Annotated in this window: 21 protein-coding genes; 9 read left to right on the forward strand and 12 right to left on the reverse strand. The window is 65.9% G+C overall.

What is annotated here, in order from left to right; genetic code table 11:
• Positions 1-71 precede the first annotated feature (71 nt).
• The 3 genes from atpD to ACODS4_RS19125 all read left to right on the forward strand — a co-directional run bounded on the left by atpD (position 72) and on the right by ACODS4_RS19125 (position 3,033).
• Complete coding sequence (gene atpD / locus ACODS4_RS19115; protein ID WP_488866455.1) at positions 72-1,490, forward strand: F0F1 ATP synthase subunit beta; 1,419 nt, start codon at positions 72-74, stop codon at positions 1,488-1,490.
• Between the two features lie 111 nt (positions 1,491-1,601).
• Positions 1,602-2,021: a F0F1 ATP synthase subunit epsilon gene (locus ACODS4_RS19120; RefSeq protein ID WP_488866456.1), complete on the forward strand. Its 420-nt coding sequence runs from the start codon at positions 1,602-1,604 to the stop codon at positions 2,019-2,021.
• A gap of 187 nt (positions 2,022-2,208) precedes the next feature.
• The gene (locus tag ACODS4_RS19125) at positions 2,209-3,033 is read left to right on the forward strand and encodes an acyl-ACP desaturase (protein ID WP_488866484.1); all 825 of its coding nucleotides are present in this window, start codon (positions 2,209-2,211) and stop codon (positions 3,031-3,033) included.
• A 13-nt stretch (positions 3,034-3,046) separates the two neighbouring features.
• Here the strand turns inward: ACODS4_RS19125 and ACODS4_RS19130 are convergent, their stop codons facing one another.
• From ACODS4_RS19130 to ACODS4_RS19150, 5 genes are all read right to left on the reverse strand, one after another.
• On the reverse strand, positions 3,047-3,595 hold the full coding sequence (locus ACODS4_RS19130) for an SRPBCC family protein (RefSeq protein ID WP_488866457.1): 549 nt from the start codon (positions 3,593-3,595) through the stop codon (positions 3,047-3,049).
• Positions 3,592-3,921: an ArsR/SmtB family transcription factor gene (locus tag ACODS4_RS19135; protein WP_488866485.1), complete on the reverse strand. Its 330-nt coding sequence runs from the start codon at positions 3,919-3,921 to the stop codon at positions 3,592-3,594. The genes ACODS4_RS19130 and ACODS4_RS19135 overlap by 4 nt, the downstream gene beginning before the upstream one ends.
• A gap of 126 nt (positions 3,922-4,047) precedes the next feature.
• Entirely contained in the window at positions 4,048-5,418 is a 1,371-nt protein-coding gene (locus tag ACODS4_RS19140; protein WP_488866458.1) for a DUF1329 domain-containing protein, read from the reverse strand.
• Positions 5,415-8,417: a hybrid sensor histidine kinase/response regulator gene (locus ACODS4_RS19145; protein WP_488866459.1), complete on the reverse strand. Its 3,003-nt coding sequence runs from the start codon at positions 8,415-8,417 to the stop codon at positions 5,415-5,417. The genes ACODS4_RS19140 and ACODS4_RS19145 overlap by 4 nt, the downstream gene beginning before the upstream one ends.
• On the reverse strand, positions 8,414-10,771 hold the full coding sequence (locus tag ACODS4_RS19150; RefSeq protein WP_488866460.1) for an ATP-binding protein: 2,358 nt from the start codon (positions 10,769-10,771) through the stop codon (positions 8,414-8,416). Before ACODS4_RS19150 ends, ACODS4_RS19145 begins: the two co-directional genes overlap by 4 nt.
• Before the next feature lie 280 nt (positions 10,772-11,051).
• Here ACODS4_RS19150 and ACODS4_RS19155 point away from each other — a divergent pair, with 280 nt between their 5' ends.
• Genes ACODS4_RS19155 through ACODS4_RS19165 form a run of 3 tightly spaced genes read left to right on the forward strand, consistent with a single transcriptional unit; the run spans position 11,052 to position 13,295 of the window.
• Entirely contained in the window at positions 11,052-11,360 is a 309-nt protein-coding gene (locus ACODS4_RS19155; RefSeq protein WP_488866461.1) for an STAS domain-containing protein, read from the forward strand.
• Positions 11,361-11,369: 9 nt separating this feature from the next.
• The gene (locus tag ACODS4_RS19160; protein ID WP_488866462.1) at positions 11,370-12,125 is read left to right on the forward strand and encodes an ATP-binding protein; all 756 of its coding nucleotides are present in this window, start codon (positions 11,370-11,372) and stop codon (positions 12,123-12,125) included.
• 12 nt (positions 12,126-12,137) lie between these two features.
• On the forward strand, positions 12,138-13,295 hold the full coding sequence (locus ACODS4_RS19165) for a PP2C family protein-serine/threonine phosphatase (RefSeq protein WP_488866463.1): 1,158 nt from the start codon (positions 12,138-12,140) through the stop codon (positions 13,293-13,295).
• Between the two features lie 24 nt (positions 13,296-13,319).
• Here ACODS4_RS19165 and ACODS4_RS19170 read toward each other — a convergent pair whose 3' ends face one another.
• The 3 genes from ACODS4_RS19170 to ACODS4_RS19180 form a co-directional block, all read right to left on the reverse strand.
• On the reverse strand, positions 13,320-13,892 hold the full coding sequence (locus ACODS4_RS19170; RefSeq protein ID WP_488866464.1) for a DedA family protein: 573 nt from the start codon (positions 13,890-13,892) through the stop codon (positions 13,320-13,322).
• 169 nt (positions 13,893-14,061) lie between these two features.
• Positions 14,062-14,511 (reverse strand): hypothetical protein, encoded by a 450-nt coding sequence (locus ACODS4_RS19175; protein ID WP_488866465.1) that lies wholly within the window; start codon positions 14,509-14,511, stop codon positions 14,062-14,064.
• 108 nt (positions 14,512-14,619) lie between these two features.
• Entirely contained in the window at positions 14,620-15,042 is a 423-nt protein-coding gene (locus ACODS4_RS19180; protein ID WP_488866466.1) for a putative toxin-antitoxin system toxin component, PIN family, read from the reverse strand.
• Between the two features lie 168 nt (positions 15,043-15,210).
• On the opposite strand from ACODS4_RS19180, the gene ACODS4_RS19185 reads away from it, so the two are divergent.
• Positions 15,211-15,570, forward strand: a complete 360-nt coding sequence (locus ACODS4_RS19185) for a response regulator transcription factor (protein WP_488866467.1) — start codon at positions 15,211-15,213, stop codon at positions 15,568-15,570.
• 5 nt (positions 15,571-15,575) lie between these two features.
• Positions 15,576-16,187, forward strand: coding sequence for a chemotaxis protein (locus tag ACODS4_RS19190; RefSeq protein WP_488866468.1), 612 nt, complete (start codon positions 15,576-15,578; stop codon positions 16,185-16,187).
• Between the two features lie 154 nt (positions 16,188-16,341).
• On the opposite strand, the gene ACODS4_RS19195 is transcribed toward ACODS4_RS19190, so the two are convergent.
• On the reverse strand, positions 16,342-17,463 hold the full coding sequence (locus ACODS4_RS19195; protein ID WP_488866469.1) for an alkene reductase: 1,122 nt from the start codon (positions 17,461-17,463) through the stop codon (positions 16,342-16,344).
• 139 nt (positions 17,464-17,602) lie between these two features.
• On the opposite strand from ACODS4_RS19195, the gene ACODS4_RS19200 reads away from it, so the two are divergent.
• A complete protein-coding gene (locus tag ACODS4_RS19200) occupies positions 17,603-18,250 on the forward strand; it encodes a TetR/AcrR family transcriptional regulator (protein ID WP_488866470.1) in 648 nt (215 codons plus the stop codon).
• 269 nt (positions 18,251-18,519) lie between these two features.
• Here ACODS4_RS19200 and nifW read toward each other — a convergent pair whose 3' ends face one another.
• The 3 genes from nifW to nifV are packed head-to-tail and all read right to left on the reverse strand — an operon-like array spanning position 18,520 to position 20,845.
• The gene (nifW, locus tag ACODS4_RS19205) at positions 18,520-18,852 is read right to left on the reverse strand and encodes a nitrogenase-stabilizing/protective protein NifW (protein ID WP_488866471.1); all 333 of its coding nucleotides are present in this window, start codon (positions 18,850-18,852) and stop codon (positions 18,520-18,522) included.
• Between the two features lie 14 nt (positions 18,853-18,866).
• The gene (gene cysE, locus ACODS4_RS19210; protein ID WP_488866472.1) at positions 18,867-19,697 is read right to left on the reverse strand and encodes a serine O-acetyltransferase; all 831 of its coding nucleotides are present in this window, start codon (positions 19,695-19,697) and stop codon (positions 18,867-18,869) included.
• Between the two features lie 29 nt (positions 19,698-19,726).
• Entirely contained in the window at positions 19,727-20,845 is a 1,119-nt protein-coding gene (gene nifV / locus ACODS4_RS19215) for a homocitrate synthase (RefSeq protein WP_488866473.1), read from the reverse strand.
• Positions 20,846-20,962: the final 117 nt, after the last annotated feature.

Consider the following 20,962-nt stretch of genomic DNA (forward strand, 5'->3'; position numbering starts at 1 on the left):
TGTAGGGTTGACATCCTTTGCGCCGGCGACGGCGCACCGACACTTACCGAGTTCCTAGGGAGCTTTACTCCATGGCCACCACCACTTCTGTCGGCAAGATCACGCAGGTTACGGGCGCCGTCGTCGACGTGCAGTTCGACGGCGAACTGCCGGCGATCCTGAACGCGCTGCACACCCAGAACGACGGCAAGACCCTCGTCCTGGAAGTGGCGCAGCATCTGGGCGAGAGCACGGTTCGTACCATCGCCATGGACAGCACCGACGGTCTGGTGCGCGGCTCCGAGGTTCTCGACACCGGCGCGCCGATCGCCGTGCCGGTTGGCCCGGCGACCCTGGGCCGCATCATCAACGTCATCGGCGAGCCGATCGACGAGCGTGGCGCGGTCGGCGCCGAGCGGACCCTGCCAATTCACCGTTCGGCCCCGGATTTCGTCGATCAATCGACGGACGCCGAAGTCCTCATCACCGGCATCAAGGTCATCGATCTGTTGGCTCCCTACGCCAAGGGCGGCAAGATCGGCCTGTTCGGCGGCGCTGGCGTCGGCAAGACCGTGACCATCATGGAACTCATCAACAACGTCGCGAAGGCGCACGGCGGCGTGTCGGTGTTTGCGGGCGTCGGCGAGCGCACCCGTGAAGGCAACGATCTCTACCATGAAATGATCGAGTCGGGCGTCATCAAGCTCGACGGCCCCGGCTCCAAGGTGGCGCTGGTGTACGGTCAGATGAACGAGCCGCCGGGCGCCCGCGCCCGCGTCGCGCTGAGCGGCCTGACCCTCGCGGAGTATTTCCGCGACGAAGAAGGCCAGGACGTGCTGTTCTTCGTGGACAACATCTTCCGCTTCACCCAGGCCGGTTCGGAAGTGTCGGCTCTGCTGGGCCGCATCCCGTCGGCGGTGGGTTATCAGCCGACGCTGGGCACCGACATGGGCGCCCTGCAAGAGCGCATCACCTCGACCAAGAAGGGTTCGATCACCTCGGTGCAGGCCATTTACGTGCCCGCCGACGATTTGACCGATCCGGCCCCCGCCGCCTCCTTCGCCCACTTGGACGCCACCACCGTGCTGTCGCGTTCGATCGCGGAAATGGCCATTTTCCCGGCCGTCGATCCGCTCGACTCGACCAGCCGCATCCTCGATCCGCGCGTCGTCGGTGAAGAGCATTACGCGGTGGCCCGTTCGGTGCAGAAGGTCTTGCAGACCTACAAGTCGCTCCAGGACATCATCGCCATTCTGGGCATGGACGAGCTGTCGGAAGAGGACAAGCTGGTCGTGGCCCGCGCCCGCAAGATCCAGCGCTTCCTGTCGCAGCCCTTCCACGTCGCCGAAGTCTTCACCGGCACGCCGGGCGTGCTGGTCAGCCTGGAAGACACGATCAAGGGCTTCAAGGGCATCGTGAACGGTGATTACGATCACCTGCCGGAGGCCGCTTTCTACATGGTCGGCACCATCGACGAAGCGATCGCCAAGGCGAAGAAGCTGGCGGCCTGATGCTGATCCCGCCCCGGCGACGGGGCGGGAATCAATCGGGTTGGAACAGGGTTCTCCCTCCCGCGCCGTCAGGGCGGGGGAGGGCACTTACGAAGAGGCACCAGGAAATCCATGGCCGACAAAGTCGAATTCGAGCTGGTCTCGCCGGAAAAGCTGCTGAAGTCGCTTCCGGTGGACATGGTCGTGGTGCCGGGTACGGAAGGTGATTTCGGCGTGCTCGCCGGTCATGCGCCGATGATCGCGACGGTTCGTCCGGGCGTCATCGACGTCTATGAAGGCGACCGCGTCGTGGATCGCGTCTTTGTCGCGGGCGGCTTCGCCGAAGTGACCGAGACCCGCTGCACCGTCCTGGCCGAAGAAGCGGAAGCGCTGTCGGGCATCGACCGCGCGGCTGTGGAAAAGGCGATCAAGGATTTGTCCGAGGATCTGGACGACGCCGCGTCGGACAGCGCCAAGGCCGCCGTCGAAGCAAAGCTGGGCGTCGCCCGCGCCAAGCTTGAGGCGCTGGGAGCGTCCGCCGCCGCTCACTGAGCATCGGCGACGAGAGATTGAGAAGAACGGGCGGTTCGGTCATCCGAACCGCCCGTTTCTGTTGCAACGCGGCAAACTCTGACTACATTCAGCAGTCGAATAAGGGCGATGACGCAGGCAGGCCGCTGCTTCATCTTCGGAGCGTGCGATGGTGTTGCCAGAACGGGCGGCGGAGGAGAAGCGGAGCATGGCGCGCGGGCATTGGCGGCTTGAGGATCTCCCCTGGGAGCAGTTTGACCGCAGCAAGGTGGACCCTGATCTGGTCCCCCTGATTAAGGCGGCTGCCCTGGTGGAGTTCAACGCCAACGATTACACGGCCTATCTGTGCAACGTCTTCAACGACGATCCTGTTTTCCAGGAGGTTGCGCGCGGCTGGGCGGTGGAGGAGGTCCAGCATGGGTTGGCGCTGGGCCGTTGGGCGGCGCTGGTCGATCCGTCCTTTGACTTCGACGCGGCGGTGGAACGTTTTCGCGCGGGCTATCGGGTGCCGATTGATCTCGACGCTTCGGTGCGCGGGTCGCGCACTGGTGAAATGATCGCCCGTTGCATCGTCGAAACCGGCACCAGTTCCTATTACGCGGCCATCGGCGATTCGACCGAAGAACCGCTTCTGCGGGAAATTTGCCGCCGGATCGCGGCGGACGAGTTGCGCCACTACAAGATTTTCTATGACTACTCGAAGAAATATCTGGAGTTGGAGGGGCTGAGCAAATTTCAGCGCCTGAAGGTCGCCCTGTCGCGCATCGGCGAGTCCGAGGACGACGAACTCGCCTACGCCTATTTCGCCGCGAACGAGGGGGCGGACTCCACCTACAATCACGCCCGTTGCAACGCGGCTTACATGCGCCGCGCCTATGGCCGCTACCGGCCCAAGCACATCGACCGGGCGGTTTCCATGGTGTTCAAGGCCTGTGGGCTGAAGCCGCACTCCCCGCTGTCCAGCATCGCCTCGCGCGGGGCTTGGTGGCTGGTGGAGCGCCGCGCCCGCAAGTTGGAGCGGCAGACGGCCTGAGCGGCGCCCGCGCTCAGTCGGCGTTCAGCCGGTCCTGATAGGCGGCGTGCAGGTCGGCCCAGCGGCCCCAGAAGGGCGGGGAGGCGGCGCCCGCCAAACGGTCGGCCAGCAGATCAAGATGAATGTGCCATCCGGCGCTGACCTTCAGCAGCATGGGCGAATCCGGCGCCCGGCGGTGAACCAGGGTCAACAGCACCCGGTCGCCCTTTGGCTCCAACGTGACGTCCACCTCGCTGGCGGCTCCCCAGGCGATGACCAGACGGTGCGGCGGGTCCAGTTCCAAAACGCGGCTTTCCATCCGGTGTTCGACGGCGAAGCCGTCGGGCCGCTGGCCGGGTGGATTGGTCAACTCATCGTTGCGCCAAACCAGTTCAAACGGAACGCCTGTGCGGTCGGGCATGTCGCCCGCCGCCAGCCATTGGCGGCGCAGGTCGCTGTCGGTCAGATAGGCCCAGCAACGCTCGATGGGACCAGGCAGCAGCCGTTGAATGGTCAAGGTCAGCGGATCGCTCCACCGGGCGAAGGACTCGGCGGGGGCGTCGAGCGTCGTGGCTTCGGTCATGGGTCGGCATCCTTGTCGGTTGTTGGAGTGGTGGGGGCGTCGCGCAGCAACCGGTCGAGGACGGACAGACGGTCGGTCCAGAACGCCTCGTAAAAGGCCAACCAGCGCTGGGCGTTGGACAGGGGGTTGGGGTCGAGACGGCACAGGTGGGTGCGTCCGCGAACCTCGCGCCGGATCAATCCGGCGCTTTCCAAAACCTTGATGTGTTTCGAGGCCGCCGCCAGCGACATGGCGAAGGGTTCGGCCAGTTGCCCGACCGTGCGTTCGCCATCCGCCAACTCCCGCAACATCCGTCGCCGGGTGGAGTCGCTGAGCGCTTGAAACACGCTGTCCAATTGGGAGGGATTATATTCAACCATATGGTTGAATATAGGCGCGAGCGGATCAACAGTCAACCAAATGGTTGAGCGTTTGGCGGTTTGTCTGAATGGACGGCGTGGGAGGGGCGCCGCTCAGTCCCGCCGTCCCCGGCGGATCAGCGATTCCGGGGTGAAGTCTTCGGGTTTGAGCGGCTTGTCGAAGACCGGGGGGCGTTGCAGATTGTCGATGCCGCGCGCGACGTAACGGTCGGCGGTCAGGTCATAGACGAACTCGGCGGCGGGGACGAAGGCGGGAACTTGCCAATGGGCGATGTTGTGCGCCTCGGCGTAGCGCTGCAACTCGCCCTTGCCGTTGTAATGTTCGGCCATGACGATCTGCCAGGAATCCTCGTCCAGGTAATAGGTGCGGTCCGGAAGCTTGTGCTGGAAGTTCGGCTTCAGGCGGGCGTCGACGATCCACACCCGGTGCATCTCATAACGCAGAAATTGCGGATTCGGGTGGCCGTACCACAGAAATTCGTCGGGGGCGAGGCTGGGGGCGTTCAGGCGGTAGGCGTTGTACGGGACGTACATTTCCCGCCGTGAAATCAGCGTGAAGTCGAATCGGTCGAGCGGGCCGCTGAACATGTCGAACATGTCGGCGGTGCAAACGCCGTCGGTGGCGGGATCGGAAACGTCGTAGAGGAAATCCGGGGCGGCGACCACGCGCCCGCGCTCTCCGGCGCGCAACCACGCGCGAAAACCCGATCGGATGGGATTCAGAGTCGTCTGGGTCAACAATGTGGTGCCCGGCTGATCCGGCGGCGTCCGACTGATTCGGCGGTAGAGCGTCGGATTGCCGTCTTCGCCCGCCGCGTAGGGGAAGGAGAAATCTTCCTGATAAAGCCGTTCGGTCAAGCGCCCATCGTTGGTGGGCAGGATGGTTTGGCTGGTGCGGCTCATCGCCGTGCCGCGCCAGCGCAGCAGATGGTTCCACATCGCTTGCACGCCGTTGGCTGGGATCGGGAAGGGCACGCCGATCCGCGCGCCGGACAGAACCAACCCATTTTCACCCAGCGCGGCGCGTCCGGCGTTTTCCAGGGAGGCGTCATAGACCCGCTGCGGCGCTGCGGCGCTGCGGCGGCAGGGGAACAGCGGCACCTCGAAGGTGGTTGGGTATTTCGCCAGCAGGGCTTGCAGCCCGGCGGACAGACGAATTTTGTAACGTTCGACGTCGGCCGGGCTGACGGTGAACCAACGACCATCCTCGATGTAGGGATCCGGGCTGTGGCGGCCCGGCGTGTAGCCCTTGGGCGGGGTGGTCAGCCCGCCAGTCCAGGCTGGAATGACGCGGGTGTGGTTGCCCGCGCGGATGGCGCCGAAGGGGGTCAACTCTTCCCCCAGACGGGGAACCGGCGGCGGCGCGGCGGCGTCTTGCGCCCAGCCTGGCGTTGCGGCGGACGCGGCGGCCCCTCCCAGCAGCGCCAGGGCGTTGCGACGATTGAGACGGGGGAATCGGCTCATGATTGCGCCAGATGCCGTTCAAGGGAGACGAAGGCGGCGCGCAACTGGTCGGCCAGCGCGCAGAGATTCGGCCAGTCGGCGTTGTCGGTCGCCGCCTGCTCCAACCGCAGGGCGGCGGCGGCCAAGGCTTTGGCCCCGGCGTTGCGCGAGGAGCCTTTCAGATTGTGGGCGCAGGCGCGCGTCCCGGCCAGATCCTGATCGGTCACGGCGGCGTCCAGCGTCGCCACGATGGTCCGGCTGATCGACAGAAAATCATCCAACAATTCCGCCACCATCGCCGCGTCGCCGCCGCACAGGTCGCGCAGCGGGGTCAAGTCGATGGGGGCGTCCGTCTCAGGAGCGGTCGAGTCGTCGCGCGGGCGGGCGGGCGGGGCGGCGGGCTGCGCCTCTTGCCCCTGCTGGGGTGACGGCATCCAACGGGCCAGCGTGATGGCCAGTTGGGACAGGTCCAGCGGCTTGCTCAGAACATCGTCCATGTCGGCGGCGCGATAGCTCGCCACCTCGCTCGGCGCGGCGTTGGCGGTGATGGCGATGATCGGCAGACGCCCGGCCTCGGCGGGGCCGCGGCCCTCCTGTTCGGCGCTGCGGATGCGGCGGGTCAACTCGAATCCGTCAATTTCCGGCATCTGGACGTCGGTCAGCAACAGGGCGTAACGGCGCGGGCCTTGCCAGGCGGCCAGCGCCTCGGCGCCTCCGGCGGTCATCTCGGCGGCGTAGCCCAGCGCGTGCAACTGCATCAGCAGGACTTTCCGGTTCACCGGGTTGTCTTCCGCCACCAGAATCAGGCGCCCTTGGGCGAGCGCCTGCTCCACATCCGGCGTCTGGGGGGCGGAGGAGGCGCGTGCGGGCGAGGGTGGGCGGGCGTTTCCCGTTGGCGGGTCGCCCGCTGACGGCGGGCGGGCCTCCAGCCCCGGGGCGCGGCCTGCGGCGGCGGCGACCGCCCGCAACAAAGGCAAACGGCGGATTGGGCGGCTCAACGGCACGGCGTTGTCGGCGCGGCGGTCGCCGCCAGCCCCATGGAGCAACAGGACGATGGGCGGGCAGGCTTCGCCGCTGCGCCGTCCAAACTCTTCGGGCGCGCAGGCGGCGGCGGGGACGTGCAACGCCTCGTCCACCGCGACGACGCTGGTCGGGCAGCCCGCCTCCCGCGCGATGCGGGATTGTGTGGCGAGTTCTTGCGGGTTGCCCGCTGGCAGAACCCGCGCGCCCTCCGCCTCCAGATAGCAGGACAGGAAGCTGCGTTCCGTGTCGTCGGGAACCCCCAGCAGAACCGTGAGGCCACGGAGATCGACGTCCGCCGCCGGGGCGTTGGCCGACGTCGTCAGCGGCGTTCCAGGGAGCGAGGCGGCGTCCGCCCGGTCCAGCGTCAGCGTCAGCCAGAAGATGGAGCCGCTGCCGGACGCGCTGTCCACCCCGATCTCGCCGCCCATCAGGGTGGCCAGACGGCGACTGATCGACAGGCCAAGCCCGGTGCCGCCAAAGCGTCGGGTGGTCGAGCTTTCCGCCTGGGTGAAGGGCTGGAACAGCCGCCGCCGCGCCGCGTCGGGAATGCCGATGCCGGTGTCGATCACCTCGATCCGCAGGGCGGCGCTGTCCTGGCTCGCCCCGTTCAACGTCACGCGCAGGATGATCCGCCCGCTTTCGGTGAATTTGATGGCGTTTCCGCCCAGATTGAACAGGATTTGCCGCAGCCGCACCGGATCGCCCAGCAGGGCGGCGGGGATGGCGGGATCGACGTAGGTCAGAAGCGCCAACCCCTTGGCGCGCGCCGAGGGGGCCAGCGTTTCCGCCACCCCTTCGACCAGAGCCGGGATGGAGACCACCACCCGTTCGACGTCCATCTTGCCAGCCTCGATCTTTGAGAAATCGAGGATGTCGTCGATGATGCGTAAGAGCGAGGTGGCCGATTCGCGCATCGTCGCCACGGTGTCGAGCTGGTGGGCGTCCAGATCGGTGCGCTCCAACAGCCCCAACATGCCGAGAACGCCGTTCATCGGCGTGCGGATCTCGTGGCTCATGGTGGCGAGGAAGGCGGATTTCGCCTTGGTCGCCTGTTCGGCCTGTTCCTTGGCGTTCTCCATCTGGCGTTCGGCCAGCTTGCGGCGGGTGATGTCGTAGATCCAGGACAGGAAAACCTCCTGCCCATCGACGATGGCCAGATCGACCGTCATCAAGGCCCAGAAGGTGGAGCCGTCGGCCCGGCACAGCTTGACCTCGGCGTCGCGGATCTGGCGGCGGTAGAACAGCCAGCGCTGTTCGTCCTGGCGGTCGTCCATCGGGGCGAACAGCTCGCCGATGCTGGCGCCGATCAACCGTTCTTTGGAAATGCCGAGCAGCGTGACCAGCCGGTGGTTGGTCAGAACGATGATGCCGCTTTCGTCATAGGCGCAGACGCCGATCGGGCTGGCCTCCAGCACGGCGTTGATCTGCTCGCGGCTTTCGCGCAGCTCGCGGGTGCGCTCGGCGACGCGGGTTTCGATGGACTGGATTTGATCGAAGGCGCGCAGGGCGGCGATGACGGCGGTGAACAGGCTTTCCGCCGACAGGTCGGCCTTGGGCTTGTAATCGTTGATGTCGTAATCGACGATCACGTCGCGTTGCGGCGCCTGTCCCGGTTGGCCGGTGCGCAGGATGATGCGGACGTCGCGGTTGCCCAGATCGTCGCGGATCCAGCGCACCAGCTTCAGGCCCGAATCATCCTCCTCCATCACCACGTCCAGCAGGATGACGGCGATGTCGGGCCGATTTTCCAGGATCAGCCGGGCGTCGGCGGCGGTGTGGGCGCTGATGAGGTCAAGCGAGCGCGTTTGGAACGTCACGTCGGCCAGCAACAAACTGGTCATCAGATGGACGTCGGTTTCGTCGTCCACCACCAGAATGGTCCAGGGCGGCGGCGCGTCAACCGCCGGACCGGCGCCGCCCTGGCCGGACTCATCCTCGTCCGCGAACAGGATGTCGTCGTCGTCGAACGAACGGTCGGCGAGCGCGCCCATGCTCATGCTGCTGCGGTCTCCAGGCTGCTGGCGCTGACGGTGGTCAGGGCGTTGTCCAGGCTCACCGTTTGGACCGCCAGGACGGATTTCGGAATGCGAAGAATGAACGTAGTTCCATCGCCGGGCGCGCTGTCAACCGAGATCCGCCCGCCCAAGGTCTGGGTGACGAGGTTGAAGACGATGTGCAGGCCAAGCCCGCTGCCGCCAGCGCCGCGCTTGGTCGTGAAAAACGGCTCGAACACTTTGGGCTGATGGTCGGTCGGGATGCCGACTCCGTCGTCGGCGAAGCGGATCTCGATCTCGCCATCGCTCAAGTCGGTGGCGTCGATCACCATATGGCCCTTGGTGTCGGGGGGGAAGGCGTGGGTCAGCGCGTTCATCACCAGATTGGTGATGACCTGACTGAGCGCGCCGGGGAAGCTGTCGACGACGATGCCGGGGGAGCAGGCGATGGCGACCCGGTGCGGCCCCTTGCGCAGGGTCGGGCCGAGCGAGGTGACGATTTCCTCCAGATAGGCGAGCAGATCGAAGGCGCGCCGCTCCTCGCTGGTTTGATCGACGGCGACGCGCTTGAAGCTTTGAATCAGTTCGGCGGCGCGGGTCAGATTTTGCTGAATCAAGCGGGAGGAATCGTCGGCGGTCGCCACATAGGCGGCCAAATCCGATTTCTTCATCGTCCCGCCCTCGAACGCGGCGCTCAGCGCCTGGGTGCGTCCGGACAGATGGGTGGAGCAGCCATAGGCGATGCCGATGGGCGTGTTGATCTCGTGCGCGACGCCCGCCACCAGCAGGGCGAGCGAGGCCATTTTTTCGGCCTGGACCAGACTGGCCTGGGTTTCCTTCAAATCGGCGTAGGCGGCGCCCAGCGCCTGCATGGCGTTGAAGATCTCCTCGGCGGAGCGGGCCTCCACCGTCACGTCGGTGAAGGTGCGGACGAAGCCGCCTTCGGGCAGCGGGTTGGTCCGCACCTCGATGATTCGCCCGTCGGGGCGGCGGCGTTTGAAGGTGAGCGGCTGCTCCCACACGCCGCCGCCGAACTCGTCGTCTTCGCCGCCGCCGCCATAGGCCAGATAGAGGTCGGGGTCGTCGCTCAGCTCGTCGAACTCGCCCCGGCTGCGTTGCAGGCTGACGATGTCGGGGAAGACCGGGCAGGCGGCGAGGAATTCCGGCGGGATGTTCAGGAATTCGGCGGCGCGGCGGTTGGACATCACCACCCGCAGATCATGGTCCACCTTGATGATGCCCTGGTCGGTGTTGTCCAGGGTGATTTGCAGGATGTTGCGTTCGCGCGCCAAATCCAACTCGGCCTGAACCCGTTCGGTGACGTCCGACATGGTGCCGGTGATGCGCAGCGCGGTGCCTTTGGCGTCGCGCAGGGCGGTGGCGCGGTCCTCGATCCAGGCCCATTGGCCATCGCGTCGGCGCATCCGGTACACGGCGGTGTAGGCCAGCGCCTTGTCGCGTTTCCGACGACGGGAATCGGCGACGATGTCCTCGGCCTCGTCCGGGTGGAGCAGGGAGACCCAGGTCTTGGTCGTCATCGCCAGCTCGTTCGGGCCGTAGCCGAGCAGGGCGGGAAACTCCTTCGACCACCAATATTGACCGCTGCCCGGATCGTAATCCCAGACCGAGGAGCGTGTCGCGGTGATGGCCAGAGCCAGCCGCTGCTCGCTCTTGCGCAGGGCGGCCTCCTCCTCCCCCAGCCGGGCGAGCATGCCGTTGTAGGCGTGGATCACCCGCCCCAACTCGTCGGCGGCGCTCCAATCGATCGGGCGGTGGCCCTTGCCCTGTTCGGAGTTCAGGATCGAGGCGATCAAGCGGCGCAGCGGCTTGCCGATGGTCAGCCGCAGGGCGGCCAACGCCGCCGCGATGGTGCCCGCCAGCATCATCAGCAGCAGAAAGGCGGTGTTCAGAATCTCCTGCCGCAACTGCGCGCGCACCGCGTCGTGGCTGAAATGCAGCGTGATGGTGCCGACCTGGAGATTCTGCACCTTGATGGAGCGTCGTTCGATGTTGGGGCTGTTGGCTGGGCACGCCACCCCCGGCCACACGAACAACCCGTCGGCCAGATCGTCCGACACCTCGACGCAGACCAACTCGCGGTTGGCGGCGATGGCCTGGACGACGTTGCGGATGGCGGTGACGTCGAACGACCACAGGCTGGCCGACAAGGCCGCCGCGTTGATGTCGGCGATGGTGGACACCTTGTCGCGCAGCGCCGCCCGCAAGTCATAGTAGCGGTTGTAGAAAAAAACCGAGGAAAACAGCGAAACGGCAAGAACAAGGCTGGGAATCAGGATCAGCAGAAATTTGGCCGACACCGTCGGCACTCGCCGCCACGCCTGTGCGATCCTGTTCATGCCATGGTGTTCCGGGCAATGGCTTGCGCAATGACTGGGGCAGCCGACAGCGTGGGCGGGCGCCAGATGGATCTCTTCTACTCTTTTCCGGCGGTGGTCGTCCATGGCCGATCCGAGGAGAGCGCCAACGGACGAAATGGTCGCGCTTTGGCTGAAAGTCCGGCGTTTTGATAGGACGATGCTTGAGAAGCTTTGGTGCGTTGCACTACTGTGCATAGGCGGATAGGGTGAGAAACGCGCGTTGCCGCGTCGGCGCGCGCAATCCAGGACAGATGAGGGGATGATGGAATTTCAATCGCGCAGCGCCCCGGACGCGCTTGAGGTGCGGCTGGCTGGTCGTCTTGAGTTCACCGATCATGACCGGCTGCGGGACATCATTGACGCGTTGGACGGCGCGAAGCCGCGCCGCTTCGTGCTGGATCTTTCGACGCTGGAGTTCATCGATTCCGCTGGTCTCGGCATGCTGCTGATCTTGCAGGAAGAGGCGGAGCAGCGGAACGTCAAGATGATTGTCAGCGGCCCCCAGGGCGACGTAAAACGGTCCATAGACCTCGCCAAGATCGGCGAGATCGTCACCATCGAGCCGTGAGGCGTTGGCATGGACACGATCCCGTCGCCGTTGCGTCCCTTTTGTGTGATGCGGGATCGTATTCCGGCCGACATGACGGCGCGGGTCGCCGCCCGCTTCGACGTCAGCGGTTTTGACGCGGTCGATGACGGTGACGCGGCGGCCTGGGCCGAAGCCTTGCTGGTGGAACGGGCCGACCGTGACCGGCTGCGCGAGGCGTTTCACCGCAACCCGTTCCTGACCGTCGAGTTGGGGGAGGGCGGGGACGAACCCGCCGCCCTGATGGAAGACTGGTCGGGCGCGCCAGCGGTGGAGCCGGGCTTTTACCTGTCGTTGACCACCGGCACGGCCTATGGCCTGCAATGCGCCGTTCTGGTCTGCGACGAGTTGACGCGGCGCGGCGCGCTGACGGCGGAGCATCGCCCCAACGTCGAAATGTGTCTGCACGAGGCCATCGCCAACGCCATCGTGCACGGCAATCTGGGAATTTCCAGCGCCGCCAAGAATCAGCCCGACGGCTATCGCGTGTTTGGCCAGATGCTGCGCGACCGTTTGGGCGATCCCGACATCAAGCGGCGGCGAATCGATATTTTCTGCCGTTGGAACGCCTCGACCATCGCCGTCGCCGTGGTCGATCAGGGGAGCGGTTTCGACAGCGCGACAACCGCGTCGGCCGCCGACGGCAAGGCGCGTTCAGGCCGGGGGTTCGTGTTCATGCGCGCGCTGGCCAGCCGTGTGGCGGTGACGGACGGCGGACGCTGCACCGTTTTGCATTTCGACGTCTGACGAGCCTGTTGTATGGCCATTTCGCTTTCCGACTGCCGCGTTCTCATCGTTGACGACAACGAGTTCAACCGAAAATCCCTGGCTTTGGTGATCCGGCGGGCCGGAATCACGCAGATCGCCTTCGCCGAAAATGGGGCGGAGGGGCTGAAGGCGGTGGACAGTTTTCGGCCCGATCTTGTGCTGCTCGACGTCGACATGCCGGTGATGAACGGGTTGGAGATGTGCGAGGCGCTGCGCCGCAACGCCACGCACGAGGAATTGCCCGTGCTGTTCCAAACCGCCTTCGACAGCGATCAGGAGCAGGTCCGTTGTTTCGAGGCGGGGGGCAGCGATTTCATTTCCAAGCCGATCAAGCCCGGCGAATGCGTGGCGCGGGTCCGCCACCAGTTGGAAAAACGCAAGCTGTTCAACGATTTGGCCGCGTTCCGCGCGCGGGTCCAGCGCGAGCTGGCGCACGCGCGGGAGATGCAGCATTCGCTGCTGCCGGAAAAGCGCCGTCTGACGGCGGTGGCCGAACGCTATGGCCTGACGCTCGACGCGCATTTTGAAACGTCGTCGGAGTTGGGCGGCGATTTCTGGGGGGTCTACCCGCTGGACGACCGGCGCGTCGGCTTTCTCATCATTGATTTCGCCGGTCATGGCATCACGGCGGCGATCAACACCTTTCGGCTGCACACGCTGATTGATCGTTTCCCGATGCGGGATTCCGCCCCGTCGCAGTGGCTGATGCAGTTGAACGGGGCGCTTAAGGACGTGCTGCCGACCGGGCAGTTCGCCACCGCCTTTTTCGGCGTTTTGGACCTGACCACCGACACGTTGACCTTTTCAGCGGCGGGGTCGCCCAACCCGGTTCTGGGGGTGGGGGGCGACATCCGCCTGCTCGATTCAGCGGGGTTGGTGCTGGGGGCCTCGCGCCGGGCGCAGTATGTCGATCAAACGTTCCGCCTGCCGCGCGGGGGGTTCCTGTTCCTCTACAGCGACGCGCTGATTGAATGCTGGGGCGACGAGCATGGCCCCATCGGTCAGACCGCCGTGCCCGATTTCGTCCGCGCGGCGCTGGACGTCAACCGGACGCACCCGCTGGAGCCGATGATGGAACGTTTCTACGCGCGCACCCGTCAGCCGTTGCGCGATGATCTGACGGCGGTGTGGATCGCGCGCCGGGCGTAAACAACCCGGCGCGGTGGACGGCTGTTACGAGGTGGCGCGGCGGCGGACCACCCAGCGGATGCTTTTGAAGGCGATCCACAGACCACCGATGGCGGCGGCGCTCAACAGCAGGATTTTCGGGCCGTTCTCGCCGATGGTCGCGGCGGCTTCGCCAAACATGTAACCGGCGCCAGCAAACGAGCAGGCCCAGATCCCAGCGGCCCAGAAGTTCCAGAACAGGAACTTGCTCCAGCGCATCTGCGACGTGCCGATGGCGACCGAAGCGATGTTGCGGACGCCATAGAGGAAACGAAACATCAGGATGAAGGCGACGCCGTAGAGTTCCACCCAGCGCAGGGCGCGGTTGGCGTGGGTCTCGGCCGATGGGAAACGGGCCAGCGCCTTGCCGCCCCAGCGGCGCCCCAACCAGAACCAGACTTGATCGCCCAGAAAACTGCCGATCCACACGGCGCCGATCAACCAATACAGGTTGATGATGCCAATCTGCGCGCCCATGCCGCCGAAGATAACAAACGTCTCACCCTCAAAAAACGCCCAGAAGAACGCCAATGGGTAGAAAGCGTTCCCCCATTCCTGCAACCAATTGATCCAGTCCAAAGCCCCCTCCGGGAGACGACGCGCAAGACTCTGTTGCCGTCCTCAAGGCCCCTTGCGCGCATTATTGTGCGGTGCAGAGCATAGAAAACGGAAGATTGCGCATCATGGCATAGGAGCGGACAGCTTGTCCCGTAAACTTTCTTTCATAAGGCGGGGCTGACGCCGTGGTTCAGGAATCGTCGCCCGACAATTCGCCCACCACCTGACGGGCGGCGCGCAGCAGCACCGGGTTCGGTTCCACGACGGTCGCGTCCGGATCATCGGAATCGGCGGGGTCGCGGTCGGGCAAGGCGCGGCGCTTCAGTTCGCGCGCGGCCTCAATCAGCAGATGACTCAGCTTTTGGTCGGGCAGAGCTTGGACCAGGGCGCGCAGTTCCGGGTTGGACAGAGCCGCCGGGTCGAAGGGCGGCGGCGGTCCCGGCGGGGCGAGGTCGAAACTGGCGGTGACGGGGGCGGGTGGAAAAGCCGGGCGGTTCGCTGGCGGGGGAAGGCGCGCAGGCTCCCGCACCAGATCGACCGCGACGGGGGCGGCGATGCTGGTGACGCGGCTGCGCCGGGGGTTTTTGCGCACCCGGTCGGTCATCGGCAGATCGGTGAAAAGCAGGGGCTGGGCGGTCATCCGTTCACCCGCAGTTTGCGAAGTGTTCCCTTTTTATTCTATGAACACCCCCCTGGCTGTCGAGTGAAATCGACGCCCGCAGCGTGATTTTTTGACGCGGGCGCCGCGTCACCCCATCCGCTCGACGGCGCGTTCGGGGCGCAGAATGGGCGTTCGACCAACACGGCGCACGGACAAGAGCTGTCGGTCCACCGTGACCAGCCAATCGGCGTCGCTGGCCAGGGCGACGGCGAGGAACATGTCGTCTTCGGGATCGCGGCAGAGTCGGATGTTGGGAGCGGGCGCCACCAGAGTGATTTCGCTGGCGATGGCCTCGAAAAAGCGCCGCCGATCCGTCATCGGCTGGTAGCGCTCGAAATTTGGGCGCGTCAGGACGGCTTGCAACTCAGCCAGCGTCGCGGCGCTGCCCAGCAGGCCACGGTCGGCGCGCACCCGCTCGACACAGCGGCGCAGCGCGTCATGACGGCGCGCGGTCGATCCGTTCAGCAGGGCGTAGGCCACCAGAATGTTGGTGTCCAGGACGGCGCGCACCCGTTTGGTTTCCGTCGGGCGGGAGGGATTTCTGACCGAAAGGTCAGTCTCCGTTAATTTTTCGTCACCAACCATTGCCCAAACCCGCGCCTTTTCTTGTGAGCCCATAAAATTTGCGTTAAGAACACAGGATTGTGTCAACAGATCATTAAGGGCGGATTTTTCGGCATGACCACGATCCTTATCGTCGACGACAGTCGGCTGGCGCGCAACATGGTCGCCAGCGTCATCACGTCGTTGCGGCCGGACTGGACCATCGTCGCCGCCGCCAGCGGTGACGAGGCGCTGGAGGTCATTGGCGAGACGGTCCCGGTGGCCGCCATCGTCGATTACAACATGCCCGGCATGGACGGTCTGACGCTGTGCGAACGGCTGAAAGAACGCTTTCTGGGGCTGCACATCGGCCTTCTGACCGCCAATGTTCAAGACACCTTGAAGATGAAGGCGGAGGCGCTGGGCGTGCGTTTCATCGCCAAGCCGATCACCTCGGACAAGATTCGCGAGTTTCTCGCCGCTGGCGGGCAGTGACGCCGATGGCCGCCGACGACCCGTTCCTTTTGGACAGCGACGAGGCCGACGCGATCGCCGAACTCTTCAACATCGGCATGGGGGAACCGGCGGCGGCGCTGAGTTCCATGTTGGGGGAAGAGGTTCAGCTTTCGGTGCCGTCCTTTGCGGTGTCGACCCGCGCCCGCATCACCCGCGATCTGGCCCCGGACATGAAGCCGCCGGTCTGCGCGGTGCGCGGTGAATTCGTCGGCCCCTTCACCGGCGAAGCCATGCTGATTTTCCCGGAGGAAGGCACGCTGGCCCTGGTCGGTCGGCTGGTGCCCATCGACCCGGCGGCTGATGGGCCGGGGGAGATGGAGCAGGACGCGCTGACCGAGATCGGCAACATCATCCTGAACGGCTGTCTGGCCAGCCTGTCGAACCTGATCGGCGGCGAGATCGCCGGGACTGTTCCAGGCTATGGCGCTGGGAAGGCCGAAGAGGTCATCGGCTCCGCCGAGGATCCGGTGTTGTTCGTGCGCATCGACATGGCGCTGGCGGCGGGCGACGCCCGTGGTCACGCGCTGTTCCTGCTCGACATCGCGTCGCTGGACGCGTTCCGCGAAGCGATCCGCCGCACCATGGCGAATCTCTGATCGAAAGGCGCGTCTCTGACGAGGCGCGTTTTGGCGTTGGAAAGAAAAAAGGCCGGACGCGTGGGGCGGCGTCCGGCCTTCAGTTGCGGGGAATCAGGGGGCCGATTCCCTGCTGGGGCAACCGCTCAGAAAGACAACCCTGGTCGCGCGCTCTTTACGCGGCGACGCTTTCCAGCGCCGGATAGTCGGTGTAACCCTTGGCCCCGCCGCCGTAATAGCTGGCGCGGTCCGGCTCGTTCAGCGCGGCCTTGCGGGCGAAGCGCGTCGGCAGATCCGGGTTGGCCAGGAACTGTTCGCCAAAGCTGATGGCGTCGGCCTCGCCCTTGGCCAGCGCCGCGTCGGCGGCGGCGTGGCTGTAGCCGCCGTTCAGAATGATGGCGCCCTTGTAGACCGCGCGCAGAGCGGCGGCGACGTGCGGCACGCCGTCCGCCGGGGCCATCGGGTGGCCGGGCAGCCCTTCGATCACATGCAGATAGGCCAGATTGAAGCTGTTCAGCGTCTTGGCGATGGCGGTGAAATGGCCCAGCGGATCGCTGTCGCCCATGTCGTTGAAGGCGCCGGTCGGCGACAGCCGCAGCCCGACGCGGTCGGCGCCGATGGCGTGGGTGGCCGCCTCCAGAATCTCCAGCAGGAAACGGGCGCGGTTTTCAACGCTGCCGCCATACTGGTCGGCGCGGTGGTTGGTGCGGTCGCGCAGGAACTGGTCGATCAGATAGCCGTTGGCCCCGTGAATCTCCACCCCGTCCAAACCGGCGTCGAACACCGCGCGCTTGGCGGCGTCGGCGAAATGGCGGACCAACGCGGGGATCTCGGCGGTTTCCAGCGCGCGGGGCGTCGGGAACGGCTCCATCCCCTGGCCGGTGTAGAGCTGCCCTTGCGCGGCGATGGCCGACGGGGCCAGCGGCAGGGCGCCGTTGGGTTGGAACAGCGGGTGCGAGATGCGTCCGGTGTGCCAAAGCTGGGTGACGATGCGGCCACCGGCGGCGTGCACCGCTTCGGCCACGGCGCGCCAACCCAATGTCTGCGCGTCGGTGTGCATGCCCGGCGTGTTGGGATAGCCCTGGGCGGTGTCGCAGACCTGGGTCGCTTCGGTGATGATGAGGCCGGCGCTGGCGCGCTGGGCGTAATATTCGGCGTTCAGGGCGGTGGGCGCGTTGCCCTCGCCAGCGCGGCTGCGGGTCAGCGGCGCCATGATGATGCGGTTGGGCAACTGGATCGCGCCCAGTTGCAGGGGCGTGAACAGGTCGGGCGTCTGGGTCTGCGGGGACTGGCTCATCGGGGCGTCTCGCTGGCTGGCTGGTGTATGTATGTGAGTACATACTTGATCGAAGCCCTACCCCTTGTCAAGTATGCATCGACATACTTATTATCAACGGGTGGGGAGCGCGGTGGCTCCCCCGGAGGAGGATCATTCTGTGGATGAGGGTTCAGCGCCGGTGGACGGCTGTTGCGGCGGCGAGGGCGCCGGGCGCAAACGCGACCGCGAAGCGACCAAGGGCGCCCTGCTCGACGCCGCCAAGATGGTGTTCGCCGAGCGGGGATTCGACGCCGCGACGACGCGCGAGATCGCCGGGCGGGCGGGCGTCAACGAACAGCTCATCCAGCGCTATTTTTCCGGCAAAAGCGGCCTGCTGCTGGCGGTGGTCGAGCATTATTGGCGGCAGGAAACCGGCGGCTGCGCCCTACCGCCGCCCGCCGACGATCTGGAAACCGATCTGGCCCATTTTCTGACGGCGCAACTGGCGCACAGTTGGCAGTGCCGCGACTTCACCCGCGTGGTGTTGGCCCGCGCGCTGGTCGATCCGGCGATCGCCGATGAAATGAGCCGCGCCCTGTCGCAGAGCCGGATCCCCTGCCTGATGAAACGGCTGGAGGTTTTCCGCGACCGGGGCGACATCGCCGCCAACGCCGATCTGGCCAATGTGGCGGCGGGCATCGCGACGCTGAGCTTTGGCCTGGGCTTTCTCGATCAGGTGGTGTTCGGGCGCGACAACGATCGGGTGTTGGCGGTGGTCACGACCCTGGCCCACACCATCGCCCACGGCCTGACGCCGCGCGGGTAAAACGGAAAGGGGCGGGAACCGGCTGGATTTCCGCCCCGCGCTCCCCTGGAGGCTACGGCATTCACACATCTTTTTCTTGCTGCAACCAATTGAAATGAAAAAGATTTTCCGTCATCCCCGCGCAGGCGGGGATCCAGAGTTTGCCAGACGAACCCTATGGGTAAGTCTGGATTCCCGCCTTCGCGGGAATGACGGAGAAAAGTTCTTTTTCTTCCAATGAGTTGCCTAAACCGAAGATGTGTGCATCCAGTAGCCCCTGGGCGTGGCTGTTAAACCGGCGATCCCAGCAGGCTGTCCAACGGCACGAAGCGGTCGGCCATCTTGCGCGCCTCCTCCTTGTGGACCTTGAAGGTCTTTTCCGCGATGGCGGTGGAGACGACGAAATCCTGGTACGCGCGCTCCAGATGGACGCGGTAACGGTCGGCCATGCCGGAATCGTCCAGACCTTCCAAGCCGCCGTCGGCGCCGAGATAATCGTGGAAACGTTGCAGGATGTGCAGGCGGTTCACGTTGACCACGCGCTGGTCGTAGCCGACCTGAAAGAAGCGCAGGAAGTCTTCCGCCGTTTCCAGATCGTCCAGATCGTCGGTGAAATCGCTCATCTCCGGGGAACTCCTTACGCGTGCTGTTGGGTGGAGGGGGAGGGCGCGCAGCCCTCTTGATCGCAGAGATTGCCGCAGGATTCGCAGGCTGCGCCGTCCAGCCGGATTTCCGACAGGTTCAGCGAGGACAGCGGCGCGCGCGCCATCTCAGCGGCGGTGTGGGCTTCCAACCGGGCTTCGATCCGGTTGATGTGGTCGATCAGGCAGGCGATGGCCTTGCCGACCGGGTCGGGCATCAGGTGATGCTCCAGATCAATCCCGTGGGCGCTCAGATGGGCCTGGGCGTCGGGGCGGACGATGCGGCCGGGAATGCCGACCACGGTCATGCCGCCCGGCACGTTTTTGGTGACGACCGAATTGGCCCCGACCCGCGCGTTGACGCCGACGGTGATCGGGCCGAGGATTTTGGCCCCCGCGCCGACCAGCACGCCGTCTTTCAGCGTCGGGTGACGCTTGCCCTTGGTCCAGGAGGTGCCGCCCAGCGTGACGCCGTGGTAAAGCGTGACGTCGTCGCCGATCTCCGCCGTTTCGCCGATCACCACGCCAGCGCCATGGTCGATGAAGAAGCGTCGCCCGATGGTCGCGCCGGGGTGGATGTCGATGTTGGTCAAGGCCCGGCCCAGATAGGACAGGAAACGGGCGGGCCAGCGCAGGCCGCGCCGCCACGCCGCGTTGGCGATCCGGTGGGTGGCCAGCGCGTGGATTCCCGGATAGCAGGTCAGCACGTCGAACAGGTTGCGCGCCGCCGGGTCGCGGTCGAAGACGCAGGCGACGTCCTCGCGCAGCAGTTCGATGACGCCGGGGGCGCTCATCGTCTTGTCCAGATCGGCGTCGATGGCGGCCATGCGTGATCCCTCATCGGTGCGAAGCCCGCTCAATGCCGGGCGGCGGCGTGGAAGGCGCGCAGCTCGTCCGGGGTGGGCGCGCGTTTGGCGCGGGTGGCGAGCGCGCGCACCTGGGGCAAGACCGCGCGCGCCGTGGCGTCGTCGCAGGGCAGGCCCAGCCGGTCGAAGGCCATCTTCACCGCCGCCGTGCCGGAATGCTTGCCCAGCACGATGCGGTGCTCGCGGCCAACCTCGGCGGGGTCGACATTCTGGTAGGTGGCGCGGTCGCGCAGCAGGCCGTCCACATGAATCCCGGCCTCATGCGTGAAGACCGCCGCGCCGACGATGGGTTTGTTGACGGCGACCGGGCGGTTGGACGCGCGCTCGACCAGATCGGAAATCACCCCCAGCGCGCGGGTGTCCACGCCGCTGTCGATGCCGTAGAGATGCTTGAGCGACACCACGACCTCTTCCAACGGCGCGTTTCCGGCGCGTTCGCCCAACCCGTTCACCGTGGTGTTGACGTGGGTGGCCCCGCCCAGCAGGGCGGCCAGCGAGTTGGCGTTGGCGAGGCCCAGATCGTCGTGGGCGTGGATTTCGATTTCCAGGTCGGTGGCCCGGCGCAGCCGTTCGACGCAGGCGCGCGTCTGGAAGGGGTCGAGCACGCCCAGCGTGTCGGCGAAGCGGAAGCGGCGGGCGCCCGCCTGCTGGGCCACAATGGCGGCGGCGACCAGGAAATCCATGTCGGCGCGCGAGGAATCCTCGCCGCCCAAACTGACCTCCAACCCATGGTCGCGGGCGGTCTTGACCATCCGTTCGATCTCGCCCAACGCCCAGGCGCGGCTGCGTTTGAGCTTCTTGGTGATGTGGATGTCGGACACCGGCATCGACAGATTGACGAAGCCGACGCCGCAGGACAGCGCCGCCTTCAGATCGGCGTCGTGCATGCGGCACCACACCATCAAACGGCCCTTCAGCCCCAGCCCGGCGACGGCGCGGATGCCCTCGCGCTCCTCCTCGCCCATGGCGGGGATGCCGATTTCCTGTTCGGGCACCCCGGCGGCGTCGAGCGCGCGGGCGATGGCGATCTTCTCATCCAGCGTGAAAGCCACCCCGGCGGTCTGCTCGCCGTCGCGCAGCGTCGTGTCGTTGATGGTCACGGTGGGCATGACGGAGCTTCCCTGTGTTGGGCGGATGGCCCCCTCCCTAACCCTCCCCCGCTGCGCGGGAGAGGGAACTGCCGCCGCCCTTTGCAAAGCTCCGGCCCCCTCTCCCGCGTCAGCGGG

Source organism: Azospirillum sp. FG154 (assembly GCF_057809575.1).

What these genes read in the sequence shown, in the direction of transcription:
- atpD (WP_488866455.1), top strand. Translation starts at nt 72, where the DNA reads ATGGCCACCACCACTTCTGTCGGCAAGATCACGCAGGTTACGGGCGCC.
- ACODS4_RS19120 (WP_488866456.1), top strand. Translation starts at nt 1,602, where the DNA reads ATGGCCGACAAAGTCGAATTCGAGCTGGTCTCGCCGGAAAAGCTGCTG.
- ACODS4_RS19125 (WP_488866484.1), top strand. Translation starts at nt 2,209, where the DNA reads ATGGCGCGCGGGCATTGGCGGCTTGAGGATCTCCCCTGGGAGCAGTTT.
- ACODS4_RS19130 (WP_488866457.1), bottom strand. Translation starts at nt 3,595, where the DNA reads ATGACCGAAGCCACGACGCTCGACGCCCCCGCCGAGTCCTTCGCCCGG.
- ACODS4_RS19140 (WP_488866458.1), bottom strand. Translation starts at nt 5,418, where the DNA reads ATGAGCCGATTCCCCCGTCTCAATCGTCGCAACGCCCTGGCGCTGCTG.
- ACODS4_RS19145 (WP_488866459.1), bottom strand. Translation starts at nt 8,417, where the DNA reads ATGAGCATGGGCGCGCTCGCCGACCGTTCGTTCGACGACGACGACATC.
- ACODS4_RS19150 (WP_488866460.1), bottom strand. Translation starts at nt 10,771, where the DNA reads ATGAACAGGATCGCACAGGCGTGGCGGCGAGTGCCGACGGTGTCGGCC.
- ACODS4_RS19155 (WP_488866461.1), top strand. Translation starts at nt 11,052, where the DNA reads ATGATGGAATTTCAATCGCGCAGCGCCCCGGACGCGCTTGAGGTGCGG.
- ACODS4_RS19160 (WP_488866462.1), top strand. Translation starts at nt 11,370, where the DNA reads ATGGACACGATCCCGTCGCCGTTGCGTCCCTTTTGTGTGATGCGGGAT.
- ACODS4_RS19165 (WP_488866463.1), top strand. Translation starts at nt 12,138, where the DNA reads ATGGCCATTTCGCTTTCCGACTGCCGCGTTCTCATCGTTGACGACAAC.
- ACODS4_RS19175 (WP_488866465.1), bottom strand. Translation starts at nt 14,511, where the DNA reads ATGACCGCCCAGCCCCTGCTTTTCACCGATCTGCCGATGACCGACCGG.
- ACODS4_RS19185 (WP_488866467.1), top strand. Translation starts at nt 15,211, where the DNA reads ATGACCACGATCCTTATCGTCGACGACAGTCGGCTGGCGCGCAACATG.
- ACODS4_RS19190 (WP_488866468.1), top strand. Translation starts at nt 15,576, where the DNA reads ATGGCCGCCGACGACCCGTTCCTTTTGGACAGCGACGAGGCCGACGCG.
- ACODS4_RS19195 (WP_488866469.1), bottom strand. Translation starts at nt 17,463, where the DNA reads ATGAGCCAGTCCCCGCAGACCCAGACGCCCGACCTGTTCACGCCCCTG.
- nifW (WP_488866471.1), bottom strand. Translation starts at nt 18,852, where the DNA reads ATGAGCGATTTCACCGACGATCTGGACGATCTGGAAACGGCGGAAGAC.
- cysE (WP_488866472.1), bottom strand. Translation starts at nt 19,697, where the DNA reads ATGGCCGCCATCGACGCCGATCTGGACAAGACGATGAGCGCCCCCGGC.
- nifV (WP_488866473.1), bottom strand. Translation starts at nt 20,845, where the DNA reads ATGCCCACCGTGACCATCAACGACACGACGCTGCGCGACGGCGAGCAG.